The organism is Marinobacter sp. CHS3-4, from assembly GCF_030053415.1.
Taxonomy (GTDB): Bacteria; Pseudomonadota; Gammaproteobacteria; order Pseudomonadales; family Oleiphilaceae; genus Marinobacter.
This window is the reverse complement of the sequence record NZ_JASGBJ010000001.1, coordinates 520,135-538,284: the sequence shown is the minus strand read 5'-3', so window position 1 is coordinate 538,284 and position 18,150 is coordinate 520,135. Positions and strand designations below refer to the sequence as shown.

The 18,150-nt window shown below is 56.2% G+C and carries 16 protein-coding genes; 5 read left to right on the top strand and 11 right to left on the bottom strand.

What is annotated here, in order from left to right:
* Positions 1 to 22: 22 nt before the first annotated feature.
* The 5 genes from pbpG to ald form a co-directional block, all read right to left on the bottom strand.
* Positions 23 to 934, bottom strand: a complete 912-nt coding sequence (pbpG, locus tag QLQ17_RS02450; protein ID WP_283207951.1) for a D-alanyl-D-alanine endopeptidase — start codon at positions 932 to 934, stop codon at positions 23 to 25.
* Positions 935 to 1,074: 140 nt separating this feature from the next.
* Positions 1,075 to 2,751: a dihydroxy-acid dehydratase gene (gene ilvD, locus QLQ17_RS02445; RefSeq protein WP_283207950.1), complete on the bottom strand. Its 1,677-nt coding sequence runs from the start codon at positions 2,749 to 2,751 to the stop codon at positions 1,075 to 1,077.
* A gap of 99 nt (positions 2,752 to 2,850) precedes the next feature.
* Positions 2,851 to 3,462, bottom strand: a complete 612-nt coding sequence (locus QLQ17_RS02440; RefSeq protein WP_283207949.1) for a Yip1 family protein — start codon at positions 3,460 to 3,462, stop codon at positions 2,851 to 2,853.
* Between the two features lie 118 nt (positions 3,463 to 3,580).
* On the bottom strand, positions 3,581 to 4,147 hold the full coding sequence (locus tag QLQ17_RS02435; protein WP_283207948.1) for a glutathione S-transferase family protein: 567 nt from the start codon (positions 4,145 to 4,147) through the stop codon (positions 3,581 to 3,583).
* 20 nt (positions 4,148 to 4,167) lie between these two features.
* The gene (gene ald / locus QLQ17_RS02430; protein WP_283207947.1) at positions 4,168 to 5,286 is read right to left on the bottom strand and encodes an alanine dehydrogenase; all 1,119 of its coding nucleotides are present in this window, start codon (positions 5,284 to 5,286) and stop codon (positions 4,168 to 4,170) included.
* A 195-nt stretch (positions 5,287 to 5,481) separates the two neighbouring features.
* On the opposite strand from ald, the gene QLQ17_RS02425 reads away from it, so the two are divergent.
* Positions 5,482 to 6,249 carry a dienelactone hydrolase family protein gene (locus tag QLQ17_RS02425; protein ID WP_502867360.1) on the top strand — a complete coding sequence of 256 codons (768 nt, stop codon included), beginning with the start codon at positions 5,482 to 5,484 and terminating at the stop codon, positions 6,247 to 6,249.
* A 62-nt stretch (positions 6,250 to 6,311) separates the two neighbouring features.
* On the opposite strand, the gene QLQ17_RS02420 is transcribed toward QLQ17_RS02425, so the two are convergent.
* The 5 genes from QLQ17_RS02420 to cysZ all read right to left on the bottom strand — a co-directional run bounded on the left by QLQ17_RS02420 (position 6,312) and on the right by cysZ (position 13,480).
* Positions 6,312 to 6,518: a cold-shock protein gene (locus QLQ17_RS02420; protein ID WP_283207945.1), complete on the bottom strand. Its 207-nt coding sequence runs from the start codon at positions 6,516 to 6,518 to the stop codon at positions 6,312 to 6,314.
* Between the two features lie 237 nt (positions 6,519 to 6,755).
* Positions 6,756 to 7,136, bottom strand: coding sequence for a fluoride efflux transporter CrcB (gene crcB / locus QLQ17_RS02415; protein WP_283207944.1), 381 nt, complete (start codon positions 7,134 to 7,136; stop codon positions 6,756 to 6,758).
* Positions 7,137 to 7,298: 162 nt separating this feature from the next.
* Positions 7,299 to 9,746 carry an acyl-CoA dehydrogenase gene (locus tag QLQ17_RS02410; protein WP_283207943.1) on the bottom strand — a complete coding sequence of 816 codons (2,448 nt, stop codon included), beginning with the start codon at positions 9,744 to 9,746 and terminating at the stop codon, positions 7,299 to 7,301.
* Positions 9,747 to 9,849: 103 nt separating this feature from the next.
* The gene (gene rapA / locus QLQ17_RS02405; RefSeq protein ID WP_283207942.1) at positions 9,850 to 12,714 is read right to left on the bottom strand and encodes an RNA polymerase-associated protein RapA; all 2,865 of its coding nucleotides are present in this window, start codon (positions 12,712 to 12,714) and stop codon (positions 9,850 to 9,852) included.
* Between the two features lie 25 nt (positions 12,715 to 12,739).
* Positions 12,740 to 13,480: a sulfate transporter CysZ gene (gene cysZ / locus QLQ17_RS02400; protein ID WP_283207941.1), complete on the bottom strand. Its 741-nt coding sequence runs from the start codon at positions 13,478 to 13,480 to the stop codon at positions 12,740 to 12,742.
* Between the two features lie 50 nt (positions 13,481 to 13,530).
* Between cysZ and QLQ17_RS02395 the strand changes: the two genes are divergently transcribed.
* On the top strand, positions 13,531 to 13,953 hold the full coding sequence (locus QLQ17_RS02395) for a VanZ family protein (RefSeq protein ID WP_283207940.1): 423 nt from the start codon (positions 13,531 to 13,533) through the stop codon (positions 13,951 to 13,953).
* Between the two features lie 468 nt (positions 13,954 to 14,421).
* Here the strand turns inward: QLQ17_RS02395 and QLQ17_RS02390 are convergent, their stop codons facing one another.
* A complete protein-coding gene (locus QLQ17_RS02390; RefSeq protein ID WP_283207939.1) occupies positions 14,422 to 15,075 on the bottom strand; it encodes a class I SAM-dependent methyltransferase in 654 nt (217 codons plus the stop codon).
* A 131-nt stretch (positions 15,076 to 15,206) separates the two neighbouring features.
* Here QLQ17_RS02390 and mnmH point away from each other — a divergent pair, with 131 nt between their 5' ends.
* The 3 genes from mnmH (at position 15,207) to QLQ17_RS02375 (ending at position 18,044) form a co-directional block, all read left to right on the top strand.
* A complete protein-coding gene (gene mnmH / locus QLQ17_RS02385) occupies positions 15,207 to 16,295 on the top strand; it encodes a tRNA 2-selenouridine(34) synthase MnmH (protein WP_283207938.1) in 1,089 nt (362 codons plus the stop codon).
* Between the two features lie 156 nt (positions 16,296 to 16,451).
* A complete protein-coding gene (locus QLQ17_RS02380) occupies positions 16,452 to 17,288 on the top strand; it encodes a mechanosensitive ion channel family protein (RefSeq protein WP_283207937.1) in 837 nt (278 codons plus the stop codon).
* Between the two features lie 198 nt (positions 17,289 to 17,486).
* On the top strand, positions 17,487 to 18,044 hold the full coding sequence (locus QLQ17_RS02375) for an aminoacyl-tRNA deacylase (RefSeq protein WP_283207936.1): 558 nt from the start codon (positions 17,487 to 17,489) through the stop codon (positions 18,042 to 18,044).
* Positions 18,045 to 18,150 lie beyond the last annotated feature (106 nt).

Here is an 18,150-nt window from a genome sequence, read left to right as displayed (position 1 = left end):
CATGGATTCCGGTGATAGAAGATCAATGAGCCGACGCCGAAGATTCGGTGGTTGAATACGCCTGGTTTTTCTGTCGGGCATAGTCCCTGGCAGCCGCCGCAACGCTACCGCTGCTGCCGGTACTGAGCCAACGCCGTATGCGCCCTGCGTCCCCCATGGGTGAACGCGTGCCGAGGGAGTCCAGCAGTACGGTGACCAGCTGTTTGCCCTCGAACTCCAACAACATCACCAGACACCGTCCTGCTTCGGACAGATAGCCGGTCTTGCTGATGTCCACGCCCCAGCTTTTGCGATGGACAAGCGCATTGGTATTGCCAAAAGGCAGCCGATATCGAGGCTGACGGAAACGGGCCGTGAAGTATCGGGTGGTGGAGTATTCACTGATTTCCGGGTACTGATTGGCCGCCACCACAAGTTTAACCAGGTCAGACGCCGTGGATGTGTTTTCAACAGACAACCCGGTTGGGTCCACAAAGGTGGTATTTTTCATACCCAGTTCGCGAGCCCTGGTATTCATCGCAGCCACGAAAGCGTCGTAACCCCCAGGATAGTGTCGTGCCAGGGTGTAAGCCGCAAAATTCTCCGACGACATTAACGCAATACGCAGCATATCGCCGCGTTTAAGCTCTGAACCTATGCGAATTCGGGTGTAGGCGTTTGCTGGTGCGGGTATATGGCGCTCCTGGAATTCCAGGTACTCGTTCAGTGACTGGCCGGACTCCATAACCACCAGCGCCGTCATCAGTTTGGTTACCGAAGCAATCGGGACCGGTCGCTCCGCATTTTTGCCATACACCAGCTCTTCGCTGTTGGCGTAGGCGACAGCTGCATTCACCGATGCCAGCTGAAGGCCATCCGTTGACGTCTCGTGGGCCTGCACGGCCGTGAACGGAAGCGAGAGACAAGCCAAAAAAAACAGAACAAACCGGAGCATCTGCAAACCCTGAAATTTCGATCCAAACAAGGGCCTGGGGCCCTGATTTCAAGCACTACTTTCACTGACAGTATAGCAGCACCAGGCACCCCACGCCCGTGCAGAGGGGTACCCTTCAGGTTACCGCTTTTTCAGCATTCTCAGGGCTTGTCTGTCACCGCACCCTCGGAAGCCGAACTTACTGTCCGGGCATACTTGGCCAGCACGCCTCTTGGGAATCTTGGCGGCGGCGCAACCCAGGCCTGACGCCGACGTTCCAGCTCCTGCTCGGAGACGTCCAGCTCAATCCGGTTGGCCACGGCATCGATGGTGATGGTATCGCCATTCTCCACCAGGGCCAGCGGCCCGCCATCTGCCGCTTCCGGGGTAATGTGCCCGACCACAAATCCGTGACTGCCACCGGAGAACCGGCCGTCCGTAATCAACGCCACATCATTGCCAAGGCCTTTACCCATGATTGCCGAGGTCGGCGTTAGCATTTCTCTCATGCCGGGGCCGCCTTTGGGCCCTTCATACCGAATCACCAGCACATCCCCAGCGACCACAGTGCCATCCATGATGCGCTCCTGGGCCTCTTCTTCCGAGTGGAATACACGCGCGCGCCCGGTGAAGTGGGTGCCCTCTTTACCGGTGATTTTAGCCACTGCGCCGGTAGGCGCGAGATTGCCGTACAGGATTCGCAGGTGGCTGTCGGCTTTGATCGGGTTATCAAAGGCATGAATGATGTCCTGGCCTTCCGGATAAGGATCCACATTGGCCAGGTTCTCTGCAAGCGTCTTGCCGGTAACCGTCAAGCAGTCGCCATGCAACAGGCCACGATCCAGCAGCATCTTCATGAGAGGCTGAATACCACCGATGGCCACCAACTCGGACATCATGTAGTGGCCGCTCGGGCGCAAATCCGCCAGAACCGGTACCCTTTTACCTATCGTGACAAAATCGTCCAGCGTCAACTCCACGCCAATGGTGCTGGCCATTGCAATCAGATGCAGCACCGCGTTGGTGGAGCCACCCAGCGCAATCACCACGGTGATGGCATTTTCAAACGCCTCACGGGTCATGACGTCCGACGGCTTGATGTCTTTATCGAGCAGATTCAGTACCGCCGCACCCGCTGCACGGCAGTCTGCAGCCTTGCTGTCAGATACCGCGTTCTGGGCCGAGCTGCCAGGCAGGCTCATGCCCATGGCCTCAATGGCGGAAGCCATGGTGTTGGCCGTATACATACCGCCGCAAGAGCCCGGTCCGGGAATGGCCGTCTCTTCGATCTGCTTGACCTCGATCAGATCCAGGTCGCCGCGAGCGTGGGCGCCAACCGCCTCAAACACCGAAATGATATCGGTGTGATTCTCGCCCGGCATAATGGTACCGCCATAAACGAACACCGATGGTCGGTTCAGCCGAGCCAGGCCCATCATGCAGCCAGGCATGTTCTTGTCGCAGCCGCCGATGGCTACCAGGCCATCAAAGCCCTCACAACCGGCCACTGTTTCAATGGAATCCGCAATCACTTCCCGGGAGACAAGGGAATACTTCATACCCTCGGTACCGTTGGCAATGCCGTCTGACACCGTGATGGTATTGAAGGTCAGGCTTTTGCCACCCGCGTCATCTGCACCGGCAGCCGATTCTTTGGCCAACTCGTCAATGTGCATATTACACGGAGTCAGGTTGCTCCAGGTGGAGGCAATACCGATCTGCGGCTTGCGGAAATCTTCATCTGTAAAGCCTACGGCCCTGAGCATGGCGCGGCTTGCGGACTTTCCCAGTCCATCCACGACAGGCGCAGAATGACGGCGGCGTTTGTCGTCTGTCATGACGATGTCTCCTGTTCAATACCTAATGAAAAGCGGGCGGCCTTTTCAGACCGCCCGCTCTGTTATATCAGAGAGCCCATGGGAATTGGCAGGACAAACCTACCCGTTGACGTATACGGGCCCAAATCCGTAGTTCCAGAGGATCACCGAGCCAACACGCGTTGACACCAGAATTACCAGCGCCACGGTCAGCAAGGCGCCTGAGTACATCAGCGCCTGATCCCTGGGAATGCCCATGACGATAGGCAAGCCATCAAACATCAGCCAGGCACCGTAGCAGGCGGCAATCAGGAACACGATGACGTTGAACCATGGGTTCGGGTACAGCAGCGCGAAACCGGCGAGAAACAGCGGAGTGCAGGAATAGGAAGCCAGGGCGATGCCATTGGAAGGCACCTGCTCTTCCCGTGCTCCGTAAGTTCTTGCCATCCAGTTAACCGCATACCCAAGTGCAAATACACCAACCAGCATGGCCAGATAAGTCAGCACGCTGAGCTGCATGGCACTGATTTCGGTAAATTTGATCAAACGGTCGTTACCAACGGTCCAGCCAAAATGCGCGGTCGAGATATAGGCACATATCGGACCGATCGCCGCAAGAACAAGCACGTAGGCCACATAAAGCCGACGCGGGGGCGCATGTTCCTTCCGAATCTGATCCCATTCGTTATCGGGATGAGTAAAAAGTCCAAAGGCGTGATTCAGGAGCATCGCGGGATCCTCTCTTAAGCTGATGTTGTATTGTTTTGTTATACATCAACTATAACGAAAATGAACCCGGTAAACACCGGGTTCAATAAAAGATAAATAAAATCCCGGCGCTTGAGGCCTATCGGGGATCCGTGGCTTCGACATGAGGCTGCGATTGCATTCGATCGCGGAAGGAAATCAGGCTTTCCACCCCGGCAAAATCCACCAGATCCCGGAAATCGACCCAGTCGACCAGGCAGTAGAGGCACATGGCGGGGTAGTTCCAGGCTTCAAACTCACCCGCGTCCACCATGGCCGCCAGTGTCCTGAACGTGGTCATGATGCGTTCTTTCTGAAGTTCATAGAACATGGCTCCAGACTCGGTATCGATGCCGGATCGCTTGGACAGCAACAGAATGACCGCTGAATCATTGGCGGCGTCGATTATTGTCAGCTGGTTTTCCTGATGCCAGGACAGGGCCGGAAGATTTTGCTGCTCGCTCAGGTAACGGGCGATCACCCGCGAATCGAAGATTTCCTGATCACCGTCTACCAACATCGGAATTTTCAGCGCCGGATTGCTGCGCCTCAGCTGGTCACGGTTTTCACCGTAGATATCCAGATTGACGAATTCATAGTCATTGTCGCCCAGCAATAGTCGAATGCGCCTCACGTATGGCGAGGTGGACGAGCCCAATAGCTTCATAAACGCTCCGTTTCCGTTGATCAGGTTCCAATCAGGGTATGGGGATCTGAATATTCATGTCCGGTGGCTTGCGCCACTTCTTTGTATGTCACTTTGCCACCCATAACATTCAGACCCGCAAGCAGGTGCGGGTCGTCTTTCAGGGCTTGCACTGCTCCTTTGTCAGCCAGGGCGAGAATGAACGGTAAAGTGACGTTGTTCAATGCCATTGTTGAGGTTCGGGCCACCGCGCCCGGCATATTGGCAACACAATAATGGACGACGCCATCCACCACGTAGGTTGGTGCATCGTGGGTGGTTGCTTTCGAGGTTTCTGCACACCCACCCTGGTCGATGGCCACATCGACAATCACGCTGCCTTCCGGCATGCGACGAATCATTTCGCGGCTGATCAGCTTGGGCGCCGATGCGCCTGGAATCAGCACGCCACCGATCACCAGGTCAGACTCACATACAGCCTCTTCCAACGTTGCGGAAGTCGAAAACAGGGTACTGACGCGATTGCCATACAGATGATCAAGGTGCCTGAGCACATCCATATTGCGATCCAGTACCGTGACCTGTGCGCCCAGTCCAATTGCCATGGCCAGAGCATTCTGACCCACTACGCCACCGCCAACGATGGTAACTTTGGCAGGGCTTACTCCGGGCACTCCGCCCAAAAGCACGCCCCGACCGCCCAGATACTTCTCCAGACAATGGGCGCCCGCCTGAATGGACATGCGCCCCGCCACTTCTGACATGGGCGCCAGCAACGGCAATCGACTATGCTGATCCGTCACTGTTTCATAGGCAATGCAGGTTGCGCCAGACGCGACCAGATCATCCGTCTGGGCCTGATCCGGCGCCAGATGCAGGTAGGTAAACAGCGTATGCCCCGGCTTGAGCAGGCTCCGTTCGCTGGCCTGCGGTTCTTTCACCTTGACGATCATTTCCGCAGCTTCGAACACCGACTCGCCATCACTGACAATCGTCGCACCGGCCGCGGTATAGTGATCATCAGCGAAACCAATGGCACTGCCCGCACTGGTTTCAACAAAGACCTGATGGCCATGATTACAAAGCTCCTGTACCGCAGCGGGCGTCATTCCCACACGGTATTCGTGGTTCTTGATTTCTTTCGGTACACCGATCTTCATCTGCTGCCCCCTGGGTCTCGATCGGGAATGCCATGTCCCGGTTGCTAAAGTGTAGTAAAAAGGTCCGAGACCAACATTGGCAATTAGGAGCATCGGCCAGAGCAGAACCTTCGTAGAACAACAGGCAAGAAAATTAACAACACGGAGCAGACTACAATGGGTAAACAGAAACTGAGCACAGTTGCCGCCACCTCGATGGCGGCCCTTCTTTTGTCCGGAGCGGCAGTGGCAGAACTGCGGACAGAAACAGTCACCTACAAGGTAGGCGAGGACAGCTTCACCGGTTATCTGGCCTACGATGATGAAGCAGACGGCAAGCAGCCCGGCGTGCTGGTGGTACACGAGTGGTGGGGCCACAATGAATTCGCCAGGGAACAGGCTGAGAAACTGGCAGCTGCAGGCTATACCGCCTTTGCACTGGACATGTATGGATCAGGCAAAAAAGCCGATCATCCCGAAGACGCCAAGAAGTTCATGAACGAAGCCACCAAAGATATGGACCAGGTCAAAGCCCGGTTTCTGGCCGCCAAGGAACTGCTGCAACAGCATGACAGCGTCGACAGCAGCAAAATTGCAGCTCAGGGTTACTGCTTCGGCGGCGCGGTTGTTTTGAACATGGCACGAATGGGTGTGGATCTGGATGCTGTGGTCAGCTATCACGGTGCACTTGGCAGCCCCATCACTGCAGAACCGGGCAAGGTACAGCCCAGAATCCATGTATACACCGGCGGCGCTGACCAGATGGTGCCATCAGATCAAGTGTCGGGCCTGGCGAAGGAAATGCAGGATGCTGGAGCCGACTTTACGCTGGTCAGCTTCCCCGAAGTACTCCACTCATTTACCAATCCTGGCGCAGATCAGATAGCAGACGAATTCGGTCTGCCCATCGCCTATGATGAAGAGGCGGCTACGCGCTCCTGGGAAGGCACTATGCGCCTTTACAGCGATGTTTTTGCGGATTGATCCGGAATTAACGGGCACAAAAAAAGGCAGCCTTGGCTGCCTTTTTCAAACGCTGCGATCGATTAGATAGCAGTAACGTTTTCCGCCTGAGGACCTTTCTGGCCCTGAGTGACGGTGAACTCGACCTGCTGGCCTTCAGCCAGAGTCTTGAAACCGCTGCCAGTGATGGCGCTGTAGTGAACAAATACGTCCGGGCCGCCTTCACGAGTGATAAAGCCGAAGCCTTTTGCTTCGTTGAAGAACTTAACAGTACCGGTAGTAGTAGACATACTTAAACTTCCTGAAATCAATCATTTAATCTGCTGCCAGACTTCACCACGAAGCCAGGTCAGCGTTTACGGAAAAACAGAACTCGCGGAATCAAAAACAGGACGGTCACTACTTACTACGGAGGTACGCCTTATTCATGAAGTGCTTTACTAATCTTTCCTACGAAAATCACTCTACTCCTAGTTACTCTGATTGCCAAGGGTATTTTTTATTTATCGAATAGGTAGTGATACCCATCAGCCACGCAGTAGCCCGAAGGAATAAATACCCAATGCAGTCATTATCAGCGAACCGATGACGTGGGCGGAGATACCGGCGGCCGCCATGCCCCATTTTCCTTCCTGAATCGCGGTGAGCATTTCCAGCGAAAATGTTGAGAAGGTCGTCAGTGCACCACACAGGCCGGTGATGGCGAACAGGCGCCATTCAGGCGCCAAAGAGGTGCCCTGGGCGAAATAACCGATCAGCAGGCCGATGAGCCATCCGCCAGAAAGGTTGGCGGCCAGGGTGCCGTAGGGGACGGCGTGATAGCTGCTGTTGAGCCACAGGCCGAGTGCCCATCTGAGATTGGCGCCAATCACGGCGCCGGCGCTGACTGCTACGATCGATAACCACATCCTGTTCGGGACCTCTTGAGTTGGAGCTTTCCGCGGTTCGGGGTCCTTTGAGTATGCCGTCAATGGGAATACAAGTTAAGGCGGCAAGAAGAATCCGTTTCCTGCATCTCACAAAAAAGGGCGCCATTTGGCGCCCTTTTCTCATCCACAAACCCAACCAAATCAGGACGGGTTGTGGTTGATCAGCGTGTCCTTGTTGGCTGCAAACGCATCGAACGGGAAGTCGTCGACGGTCAGCATTTCAAGAACGGTTTCTTCGTAGCGCCGCATGAAGTCTGCTTCTTCCTTGGAGAAGATGTCCGCTTTCAATGCCTCTTCAAAGCGCTCTTCCGGATGCAGAGCCGTCATCGGCAGCTGGCCTTTGGCGTAGGCCTTGGTCACCTTGCGGTACAGGGCCTCTGCCTTGTCGTAGTCTTTCAACAGGCCATTGTACTGGGCCACCGGGTTCTCCACCGTGCCCTCTTCGTTTGTGCTCCAAACGCTCTCAAGCAGTTTGGTGCGAACCGGGCTGTCTGTAGAGATCGCACGGGCCAGGCTTCTGGCCATGTCGTCGTGCGGCTTGTCCCATCGACGACCCAGCGGCATGGTCACGCCACGCAGCACCAGGGCAACTGCTCGATTCGGGAGGTTCTGAAGGAATTCATCCAACGCATTTTCGGCGCGATGCAGCAGCAGCGACAGGCTGTACTCCATCAGATCACGCTCGCCTTCCACCGGCTGGTTTTCATGCCAGTTCTTCAGCACCATCGAAGCCAGATAGAGATTGGCCAGGATGTCGCCCAGGCGAGCAGAGATCAGTTCGCGCATTTTTAGCTCAGAGCCCAGCGTCGTCATGGCCGCATCGGAGCATAGGCCAAAGGCGGCACTGAAGCGGGCAACGGCCTGTGCGTACTTGCGTGCGGCACTGTCAAACGGCACGTCGGATTTGCCAACACCGAAGGCCAGAGTCAGTGCACGAGCAGCGTTGCCGAAGATCAGGCCGGCATGGCCAAAGAAGGCTTCGTCGAACGCTTTGACATCGTCATTATCTTTGGCCGCCAGCTCTTTAAGAACGTAAGGATGGCAGCGAATGGCGCCCTGCCCGAAGATCATAAGGCTGCGGGTCATGATGTTGGCACCCTCAACGGTGATCGACACCGCTGCACCACTGTAGCTAATGCCCAGATAGTTGCGGGGGCCGAGAGTGACGGTTTTGCCACCATGAACGTCCATGGCGTCCGTGAGTACACTGCGCTGCATCTCGGTGAGATGGTATTTCAGGATGGCCGACGGTACGGCGGGTTTCTCGCCCTTATCGATCATGTTGGCCGTCTGATTAACCGCAGACTGCGCAATGTAGGTGCTTGCGGCGATGCGAGCCAATGGCTCCTGCACGCCTTCCATATCAGCCACCGGTGTATTGAACTGGCGACGGATTCGGGTAAAGCCACCTGCGGTGCCTGCGGCGTAAGCAGCGGTACCGGCTGCACCGGATGGTAACGTGATACAGCGACCCACAGACAGACACTCAACCAGCATGCGCCAGCCCTGGCCAGCCATTTCCTGACCACCGATGATGTAATCCAACGGGATGAAGACATCCTTGCCTTTGATCGGTCCGTTCATGAACGGGCTGCCGATCGGGCAATGACGACGGCCAATCTCCATGCCCTTGGTATCGCGAGGAATCAGGGCGCAGGTAATGCCATAGTCCTTGGTGTCGCCCAACAGGCCGTCCGGGTCAAACATCCGGAACGCCAAGCCTACCACGGTGGCGATCGGCGCCAGAGTAATCCAGCGCTTTTCAAAATTCAGTTTGATGCCAAGGGTTTCTTTGCCGTTGAACTTCTGCTTGCACACGATACCGGTGTCTGGAAGCGACGTGGCGTCAGAGCCAGCGCGGGGGCCGGTCAGGCCGAAGCAGGGAATGTCGCGGCCATCCGCAAGGCGCGGCAGATAGTGGTTCTTCTGCTCTTCGGTACCGTACTTCACCAACAGCTCGCCGGGGCCGAGGGAGTTGGGAACGCCGACGGAGACCATCAAACTTTCGTTGCAGGAGAGGCGTTGAAGCACAGCACTCTGTGCCTTGGCCGAGAAGTGAAGGCCACCATACTCCTCCGGAATGATCATGCCGAAGAAGCCTTCCTTCTTCAGAAATTCCCAAAGCTCTGGCGGAAGATCAGCTCGCTCGACGCCCACGTCCCAGGCGTTACACATAGAGGCCGCTTTCACGCACTGATTATCAATAAACGCCTGTTCCTTCTCGGTCAGGCCGGTGTTGCGGTTGATCAGCAGGTTGTGCCAATCGGGACGACCGGTGAAGATTTCGCCATCCCAGCCAACGGTGCCGGCTTCCAGCGCCACTTTCTCAGTGTCAGACACCTTGGGCGCCACTTTCTTGAACATCGCGAAGATTCGCGGCGTCAGCCAGCTTTGACGAAAGCCAGGCAATCCCGCTGCTGCGGTAGCCGCCGCGCCGGCAAGCAAAACCAGCGCCAGCACACCAGAGGCGAAAAACAGCGACAACACACCAGTCACTGCCAAAAGGCCAATTACGGGTTTGGCGCCAGCCTCTTTTCGCAACAACGCGAGCAGACCAACTACCGCCACCACAAGTAAGATTATCGTCATTGTGAGCACTCTCTGTTTTTAACAAACTTGAATGAACAAATCTGGGAACGTCTACGACTAAAGTACACCAACGGATGATCCTTTAATAGCAACCGGTTCACTTTCAGGCAGTTACAATCACCCTAATGCCTTCCAGAGACAGACTTGCCTCGTTTATCGCCGTTTCCGCTGCGGCAAGCTGCTGCCGGAAGAATTCGATTTCTTCCTCCCGAACCGCCGGATTGACCGCCTTCAGCGACTCCAGCCTCTGAATTTCTGGCTTCAGAAACTGGTGCAGCGCCGCCAACGCTTTGTCCTTGAGCGGCTCCAAATGCGGCGCGGACAGCTGTTCCGCGTGATCCACCATGGTTTCCACCTGGGGCCTGATCTGTGGAACGATCGACTGGGCCGTTCGGCGGCGAATGTTGGAGCACATGTCGTTGAGCCGGTCATGGGGCAAGGTGGCTGACAGATCACGACCGTTCACGTCCACCAACAGCCGCAATGGCGAAACCGGTAGGAACCGTGAAAGCTGCAGGGACTCCGGCGCCGGACAGTGTACGGTATAAAGCGCTTCAAGCAGCAAGGTACCCGCTGGCAAGGCTTTGACCGACATGCTGGCTAACGCCGCTTTGCCCAGACCGGAACTGGTCACCGATTCCATGATGCCGCTAACCAGTGGGTGCTCCCAACTCATGAAGGCCATGTCTTCCCGCTGAAGCGCCTGCTGGCGATCCCAGGTGACGGTCAGGCCTTCTTCGGGCAGGTCCGACACATGGCCGGCGCGATACTGCTCACCCGGGCGCAGAATATCTGCATGTTCCGAGTGATCCTCAACATCCACCCCAAGGATATCGCAGGCTTCCAGCATGTAGTGGCGGACCTGGTCTTCGCTTTCCTCGTCCTCAATGGCCTCAATCAGTGACTCGGCCACCTCAGGACGGCAGGAATTCAGTTCAATCAGGGCGTCACGGCCTTTCTGAAGCAGCTCCTTCAAGAGTTCAGACTCCGCTTTCGAACCGTCAATGAGCGCCACTACTTCGCTGGCATCACCATCGATGGCCTTTTGCCAATGGTCCTGCACATGTTCCTGCACTGCTACGCCAACGGCACAGCTTTCGGCAAAGGCGTTCAGACCATCCTGGAACCATCGAAACTGAACTTCCTGGGCGGTATTTTCCAGATACGGAATGTGGATATCGATCACATCGGTCTGCCCGATCCGGTCCAGGCGACCGATACGCTGTTCCAGCAGGTCAGGGTTAGCCGGTAGGTCAAACAGCACCAGATGATGGGCAAACTGGAAATTGCGACCTTCACTGCCAATTTCCGAGCAGATCAGGGCATGGGCGCCCTGCTCCGAATCCGCAAAATAGGCCGCCGCGCGATCCCGCTCGATCAGGCTGAGATGTTCGTGAAAGGCTGCACTGCGGATGCCAGCGCGCAGCTGAAGGTAATGTTCCAGTGCGACGGCAGTTGTGGCCTGAGCACAGATCACCACCACTTTTTGGGGCTTGATACGGGTCAGCGTTTCTTCCAGCCAGGCCACCCGCGGGTCGTCCGCCAGCCAGCTTTCCTCGTCTGCCGACAATTCTGGCGTCAGTGCCTCCGTACCGTAGCGCGCGGTCTCCTGGTAAAGCTCCGGACAGGGCAGCGGCACCGGGTTCGGTCGACGCTCCGGGAAACCCTCAATGGCAGCACGGGTATTTCTGAACAACACCCGGCCCGTGCCGTGACGGTCCAGCAGCGCGTCGATCACTGACTGAATTGGCTCGTCACCCGCCATAAGTCGGTCAAAATCATCGCCCAACCACTGGCGCAAAGACGCCCTGGCTGATTCGTCAATCTTCTCACCCTGTTCACGCAGCTGATTCACTGCATTGTTGACGGCTTCGTACTGCGCCTCTTCCTGACAGAACGCTTCCAGGTCGTGAAAACGAGCAGGATCCAGCAGACGCAGCCGGGCAAAATGACTGGCAACGCCGACCTGTTCCGGTGTGGCGGTCAACAGCAACAAGCCGCCACTGGCCTCCGACAGTCGCTCGACCAACTGATATTCCGGACTGGCTGATTCCGGGCTCCAGGCCAGATGATGGGCTTCATCTACCACCATCAAATCCCAACCCGCCTCGAAGGCATCCTGCTGCGCCTGTTCGTTGCTCATCAGGAAATCCAGGCTACAAAGCGCCAGCTGCTCGGATTCGAACGGGTTGTCTGTCACCGGTTCAGCGTCGGACTCGGGCTCTTCCTCTTCGAATTCTGCAAACTCAGACTCCGCGTCATACCGGCCCTGATCAATAATGGAAAACTTCAGATTGAACCGCCGCAGCATCTCAACCAGCCACTGATGCACCAGCGAATCCGGGACCACAATCAGTGCCCGACGGGCACGCTGTGTGTGGAGCTGATAATGCAGAATCAGGCCTGCTTCGATGGTTTTACCCAGGCCCACTTCGTCCGCCAGCAACACCCGTGGCGAATAGCGAGTGGCGACTTCGTGGGCAATGTACAGCTGATGGGGAAGGTGCTGTGTGCGAGCACCGATCAGCCCCTGCGCACTGGAAGCCCACAGGCGGTCCTGATGCTGCGCGGTGGCCATTCGCAGGCGGAAAGCGCCGTTGCGGTCAAACTGGCCGGCGAACAGCCGTTGGTGCGGGGCGGAAAAATCCACGGCACTGCTTAATTTGACCTCGGAAATTCGGGCCAGGTCATCGCGGCCGTCGTCGGCGTAATACATGTAAACGCCGCCCAGGTCTTCCACCGCACGAACGATAAACCGGTCGCCTTCATACGTCCGGATCTCTTCGCCTACCTGGTAGATAATCCGCGACAGGGGCGCGTTATCAATCGCGTAAGTTCGCTCTTCATCAGCCGCCGGAAACCCGAGAGTCACCCGGCGGCCAGACAGATCTGTGACAATACCCAGACCCAACGAAGTGTCACTGTGGCTGACCCAACGCTGGCCGATCACGAAATCCGATGTATCCAAGAAGCCTCCGTAGACTGCGGTAAAATTATGTGCGGTTCTCTCGAACCCAGAAAGCGGCCGCCCCACAGACGGCTGCAGGCACGACAATCAGGTTAAGTACGGGCACCATCGCTGCCAGGGCCACTGGCAGCCCAAAGCCCAAGGCAGATAGGCGCGAAGCCGCAAGCGTCCTGCGCAATTCAGGAAAACTCACCCGATGATTGTCTGCGGGATAATCAACGTACTGAAGTGCCATCATCCAGCTATTGAACAGAAACCAGAGTACGGCAGCGGCCAGGTTGACCACCGGAATCAAACCAATAATGGACAGCCCGATGGCTCGCGGCAGGTAATAGAGAATTTTCTGGACTTCACGCCACAGGGCTCGCGGGATATCACGAATGATCTGGCCCCAACTATCGTCGGTGTTAATCTCCTGGCCAGTGAGATGCTTCTCGGTCAATTCCGCCAGGTAGCCATAGAAGGGAGAACCGATCAGGTTGGCGACAATCACGAAGCCGTAGGCCAGCATCAACAGAATCACCACGCCGTAGATCAGCCAGAACAACCAGTCCAGAGCCTGGAGCCACGCCCAATCCGGCAACCAGCTCATGGCGGCGGCGATCATTGCGGCAAAGAGTTCGGCCAGAAAATAGAACAATAGGCCGAATAACAAAATGTTAATGATCAGAGGAATAATAACGAACAGTCGCAGGCCAGGCTGCCGAATCAGCCGAAATCCCTCCCCGAGATAACCCAGGCCTTGGAAAAAATTGCCTTTCAACATACCTCGCAGCACCTCAGCTTCAATGACAGTGACGGGGCGCAGAGCATATCATGTTGCAAACTTCACCACAGCCCGATAGATCAATGCGCTTTCTGAAACACAGCCTGCAAACCTTATTGGGTTGCAAACCACTCTGGCAGGGGATTCTTTGCCTGTCGACGCTAGTGATCATCTATCTGGCAACCACCAGCGAGCCTCATCCGATTCCGTCATCCGCCAGTGACAAGGTCAATCACTTCATCGCTTTCCTGCAATTGACGATTGTCACACGGCTGGCCTGGCCAGAACTCTCCCGTTACTGGGTAGCTCTGGGCGTGATGAGTTTTGGGCTGGGCATCGAAATCACCCAGTCACAATTGCCCTACCGCGATTTTTCACTGCTGGACCTGGCTGCGGATGCAGTGGGCACTGGCATCGGCCTCCTGCCCTTTGCGCCATTATTTGACGCCGGAAAGCGAGCCCGCCAAACGTAAAGTATTTCGGAGGTCCGATCCTGAACTGTCAGATTTGAGATATACGCCATTTTTCGTGTGCGATATCTCTTACATTGACGTGAGATCATGCGGCGATATCTCGTACGCACGATGGCAAGATGAGCAAAAACACTTCCCAACTAATTGTTTTTAAACACTCCATTAAACTTTGGTCGTAGTCCGCCCCGAAAAACCCGATCTGGTTCACACGAATGACACGAAACGATTGGTATAGTTTCAACATCAAGGATGACAGGGAAAGGACGACGCACTGGATGCACCCCGGCACTGGACGCAGGGAGAGGCAAGGATACAGGGACGCCTCGCTTAAGGGATAACTAATTGGACGGTCGGCTCGGACGCCGACACCAGGGACGGGTTAGCAGGACTCATGGAAGGCAAGACCTGTTCCGAAAAGGGTAACCGAGAGGTTGCCCTTTTTTTATTGCCCGGATTTTTCGAACCGTCTTACCCAGCCAGATAAATTCTTACGCGATTGAACTCTTCAAACTCATGCAGATCCGGCCAGGTGCGCGCCTCTCGCGTCAACCGATGCTGATAGGCCCCATCACCCAGAGTTTTCAGCCGCGAGTCGGCCAGCAACACTCGAGGAACCGCTTGACGAAACTCTGCCAGCAATGACCGGTTCTCCGGGTCATACAACACGTCGGCAGCGGTCAACAGATCAATATCGCCCGGAGGTTGTTGCCAATCGTCACACAGAGTGATCGAAACATCGTTCAATGAGGCATTGGCGTTTGCTGCATCCAATGCGGCAGGGTCAATGTCGCAGGCAATGGCCTCGCGCGCGCCGGCTCTGGCTGCTGCAATGGCGACAACACCGGACCCGGAGCCAAAATCCAGAACGGTTTTCCCCCTGACCAGTTCTGGATGCTCGAGAATGTAGGCCGCAAGTACCTGGCCACTGGCCCAGCAAAACGACCAGTACGCCGGCTCGGCGACCACCGCCTGAGCTTCCTCATGACTGATCGGGCCTTCCAGTGCGGCAGGATCAAACAGGTACAGCGATACCTCGGGGCAACCTGCCGGTTGGGTAACCGCGACTGATCCTTTACTGAGAGTTTTGGCCAGATGCGCATTCAGAATGCTCTGCGACGCCATTTCAAATTCCAGATGCCATGCATAGAGGCGACAGTGTACCCCCCACGAGCCCTACCCGGCATCCTTTCAGGCAAGGTCGAGGCTCATCCGTTATACTGCGCGACACACTCTCCCGCTAACCATCTGCCAACATGCCTTCAAGACCCGACACAGACGACTACCTTTCTCTGTTTCTGAACGACACGCCGTTGCTGGACGTGCGGGCACCAGTCGAATTCCAGAAGGGCAGCTTTCCCACGGCAGTGAATGCGCCGCTGATGAACGATGAAGAGCGTCACCAGGTCGGAATTTGTTATAAAGAGCAGGGACAGAATGCCGCCATAGAACTTGGTCATGAGCTGGTTTCAGGCTCGGCAAAAAGCGCCCGAATTGACGCCTGGAAGCAGTTTGCCCAGAACCACCCTGAAGGTTATTTGTTTTGCTTTCGCGGCGGGCTCAGATCCAGGCTGACCCAGCAATGGATTCGAGATAACGGCCTGGACTACCCGCTGGTCAAAGGTGGCTATAAAGCGCTGAGACGGTTTCTGATCGACCAGCTTGAGGAACTGATTGCCACAGCAGATTTCCGGATAGTCAGTGGCCGTACCGGCACCGGCAAGACTCGGGTGCTGAACCAGTTGCCTAACCCGGTGGACCTGGAAGGGCTGGCGAACCACCGTGGCTCCAGCTTCGGGCGCAATGTCACGCCACAACCCACCCAGATCGATTTCGAGAACCGGCTGGCCGTAGCCATGCTCAAGGCCCATCATCGGGTCGGCGGCCCCATCTATCTGGAAGACGAAAGCCGGCTGGTCGGCCGCTGCGCCCTGCCCCACAGCCTGCGCGAACGCATGGCCGCGGCACCGCTGTTGGTACTGGAACAGCCGATTGAAGAACGCATCCGGATCATTCGTGAAGACTATGTTGTCAATATGTCCGCCGACTATGCCGCACGCGATGGGAAGGTTGCTGGCTGGGAGCAGTTCGAAGAGTACCTTTTGAGCGCTCTGGACCGGATTCGTAAGCGTCTGGGCGGCGAGCGTCACCAAACCCTTCGAAAACTGATGCAGGAAGCCCTTCAACGGCAGGCAAGCACAGGCGATGTGACCGGCCACGACGGCTGGATTCGCTCCTTGCTCGAGAACTACTACGACCCGATGTACGACTATCAGCTGGAACAGAAAGCCGGTCGCATCCTGGTTCGTGGCGGCCCTGAAACCATTATTGACTGGGCTTCGTAGAAACCAGCGTCATTGTCTTGCCAATTTCCTGGTCATCGGGATGTACCTCTGTCGCGATGGTCTGCTATAAACCTTTGCAGACGATCCTCGCCAATCCAATGGCCTTTTGTACGGGCATGACTGCCGAAGACGTCGTAAGAAAAAAGGAGCCCACAAATGGAAGATCTCATGAACGATGTAAACGTGTCTGAATACTACGATCAGGCGATCAGCCTGATTATGGCCTACGCGCCAAAAGTCGTCCTTGCCGTTGTCACGCTCGTTGTCGGTCTGTGGCTGATCAATCGGGTCATTGGCGTAATGGACAAAAAACTGGGAGCCAAAGATCCCACCCTGAACAAGTTCCTCTGCGGCCTGATCGGCGCCATTCTCAAGATCATGCTGCTGATCTCCGTGGCCTCCATGATTGGTATCGAGACCACCTCCTTTATCGCTGTTATTGGTGCGGCCGGCCTGGCAGTTGGCCTGGCACTTCAGGGCAGTCTGTCCAATTTTGCCGGTGGCGTGCTGATCCTGATCTTCAAGCCCTTCAAAGTGGGCGACACCATCGAAGCCCAGGGCTTTCTCGGCGCAGTTGCGGAGATCCAGATTCTGTACACCGTGGTGAATACCTTCGATAACCGCCGGATCGTGATCCCCAACGGCAGCCTGTCCAACGCGACGCTGGTCAACGTGAGCATCTACGACAAGCGCCGCTGCGACATGACCTTTGGCATCCACTATGACGACGACATCGACAAGGCCAAAGCCATCCTCAAGCGCTTGTTCGACGAAGACGAACGCTCGCTGAAAGATCCGGAGCCACGGATCTGCGTGGGCAGCCTGGGCGACAATTCCGTCAACCTGATGTTCCGTGCCTGGGTCGCCACCGACGATCTCTGGCCCTACTACTGGGACATGCACGAAAAGGTCAAGAAAGCGTTCGATGAAGAGGGCATCACCATTCCTTTCCCTCAGCGCGATGTGCATGTCTACAACAGCAAAGTCGATTAACGAGCTGTACAAGTGCGAGTGACAGGAATCTCATTTACACAATCTGTTACTCGCATTCCTGAACGCCTCAACTAAGCTGACCAATGATGGCGACGGCAAATGCTCAAGCGTCGTTGCCAGGTCATTGAAGCCAGCCGTTGTGGCTCTTTAGAGCGCAGGCTTCGGTACCGCTGTCATTGCTGGTAGGAGGTTGTCACTATGCCGGTACAGCAGTTGAAGGAGCACCTCGACGAAGCAGGCATCGAATACATGTGCCTGTCTCACCCCCCGGCCTTTACGGCTCAGGAACTGGCCCACCACGTGAAAATAGCCGGTGACCGGGTTGTTAAAACCGTCATCATCGAACTGGATGGCAAGATGGCCATGCTGGTCATGCCCGCCACCTGGCGTATTCGCTGGGACCGTCTGACCCGGATTCTGGACACCGATTTCGTGGATCTGGCTGATGAACAGGAATTTCAGGACCGTTTCCCTGACTGTGAAGTCGGTGCCATGCCCCCCTTCGGCAGTTTATTTGATATGCCGGTCTACTGCGCTGAAGCCCTGACCCGGCAACCCGAACTGGCCTTTGCCGCAGGTAGCCACACGGAATCCATTCACATGAAAACCAGTGACTTTCTGGACCTGGTTCATCCGATGGTTCTGGAGCAGGGATTTGTGAAACCGGGCGCCCAAAAACCGGCCTGGCTGGCCCGAAAGCGAGCGGCGGGAGACGCACTGCAGGATTCTGCAAGCGCCTCCATGGCAGGCTACTGAGCGCCAGCATGCTTTCGGCGTTATCGCCGGATTGACAGGAGCTGCAACGAGTGGGCACCTGATGCTTGTCTGTCGAGGTTCTTTGCGTACACTGAACCTCTCAGAC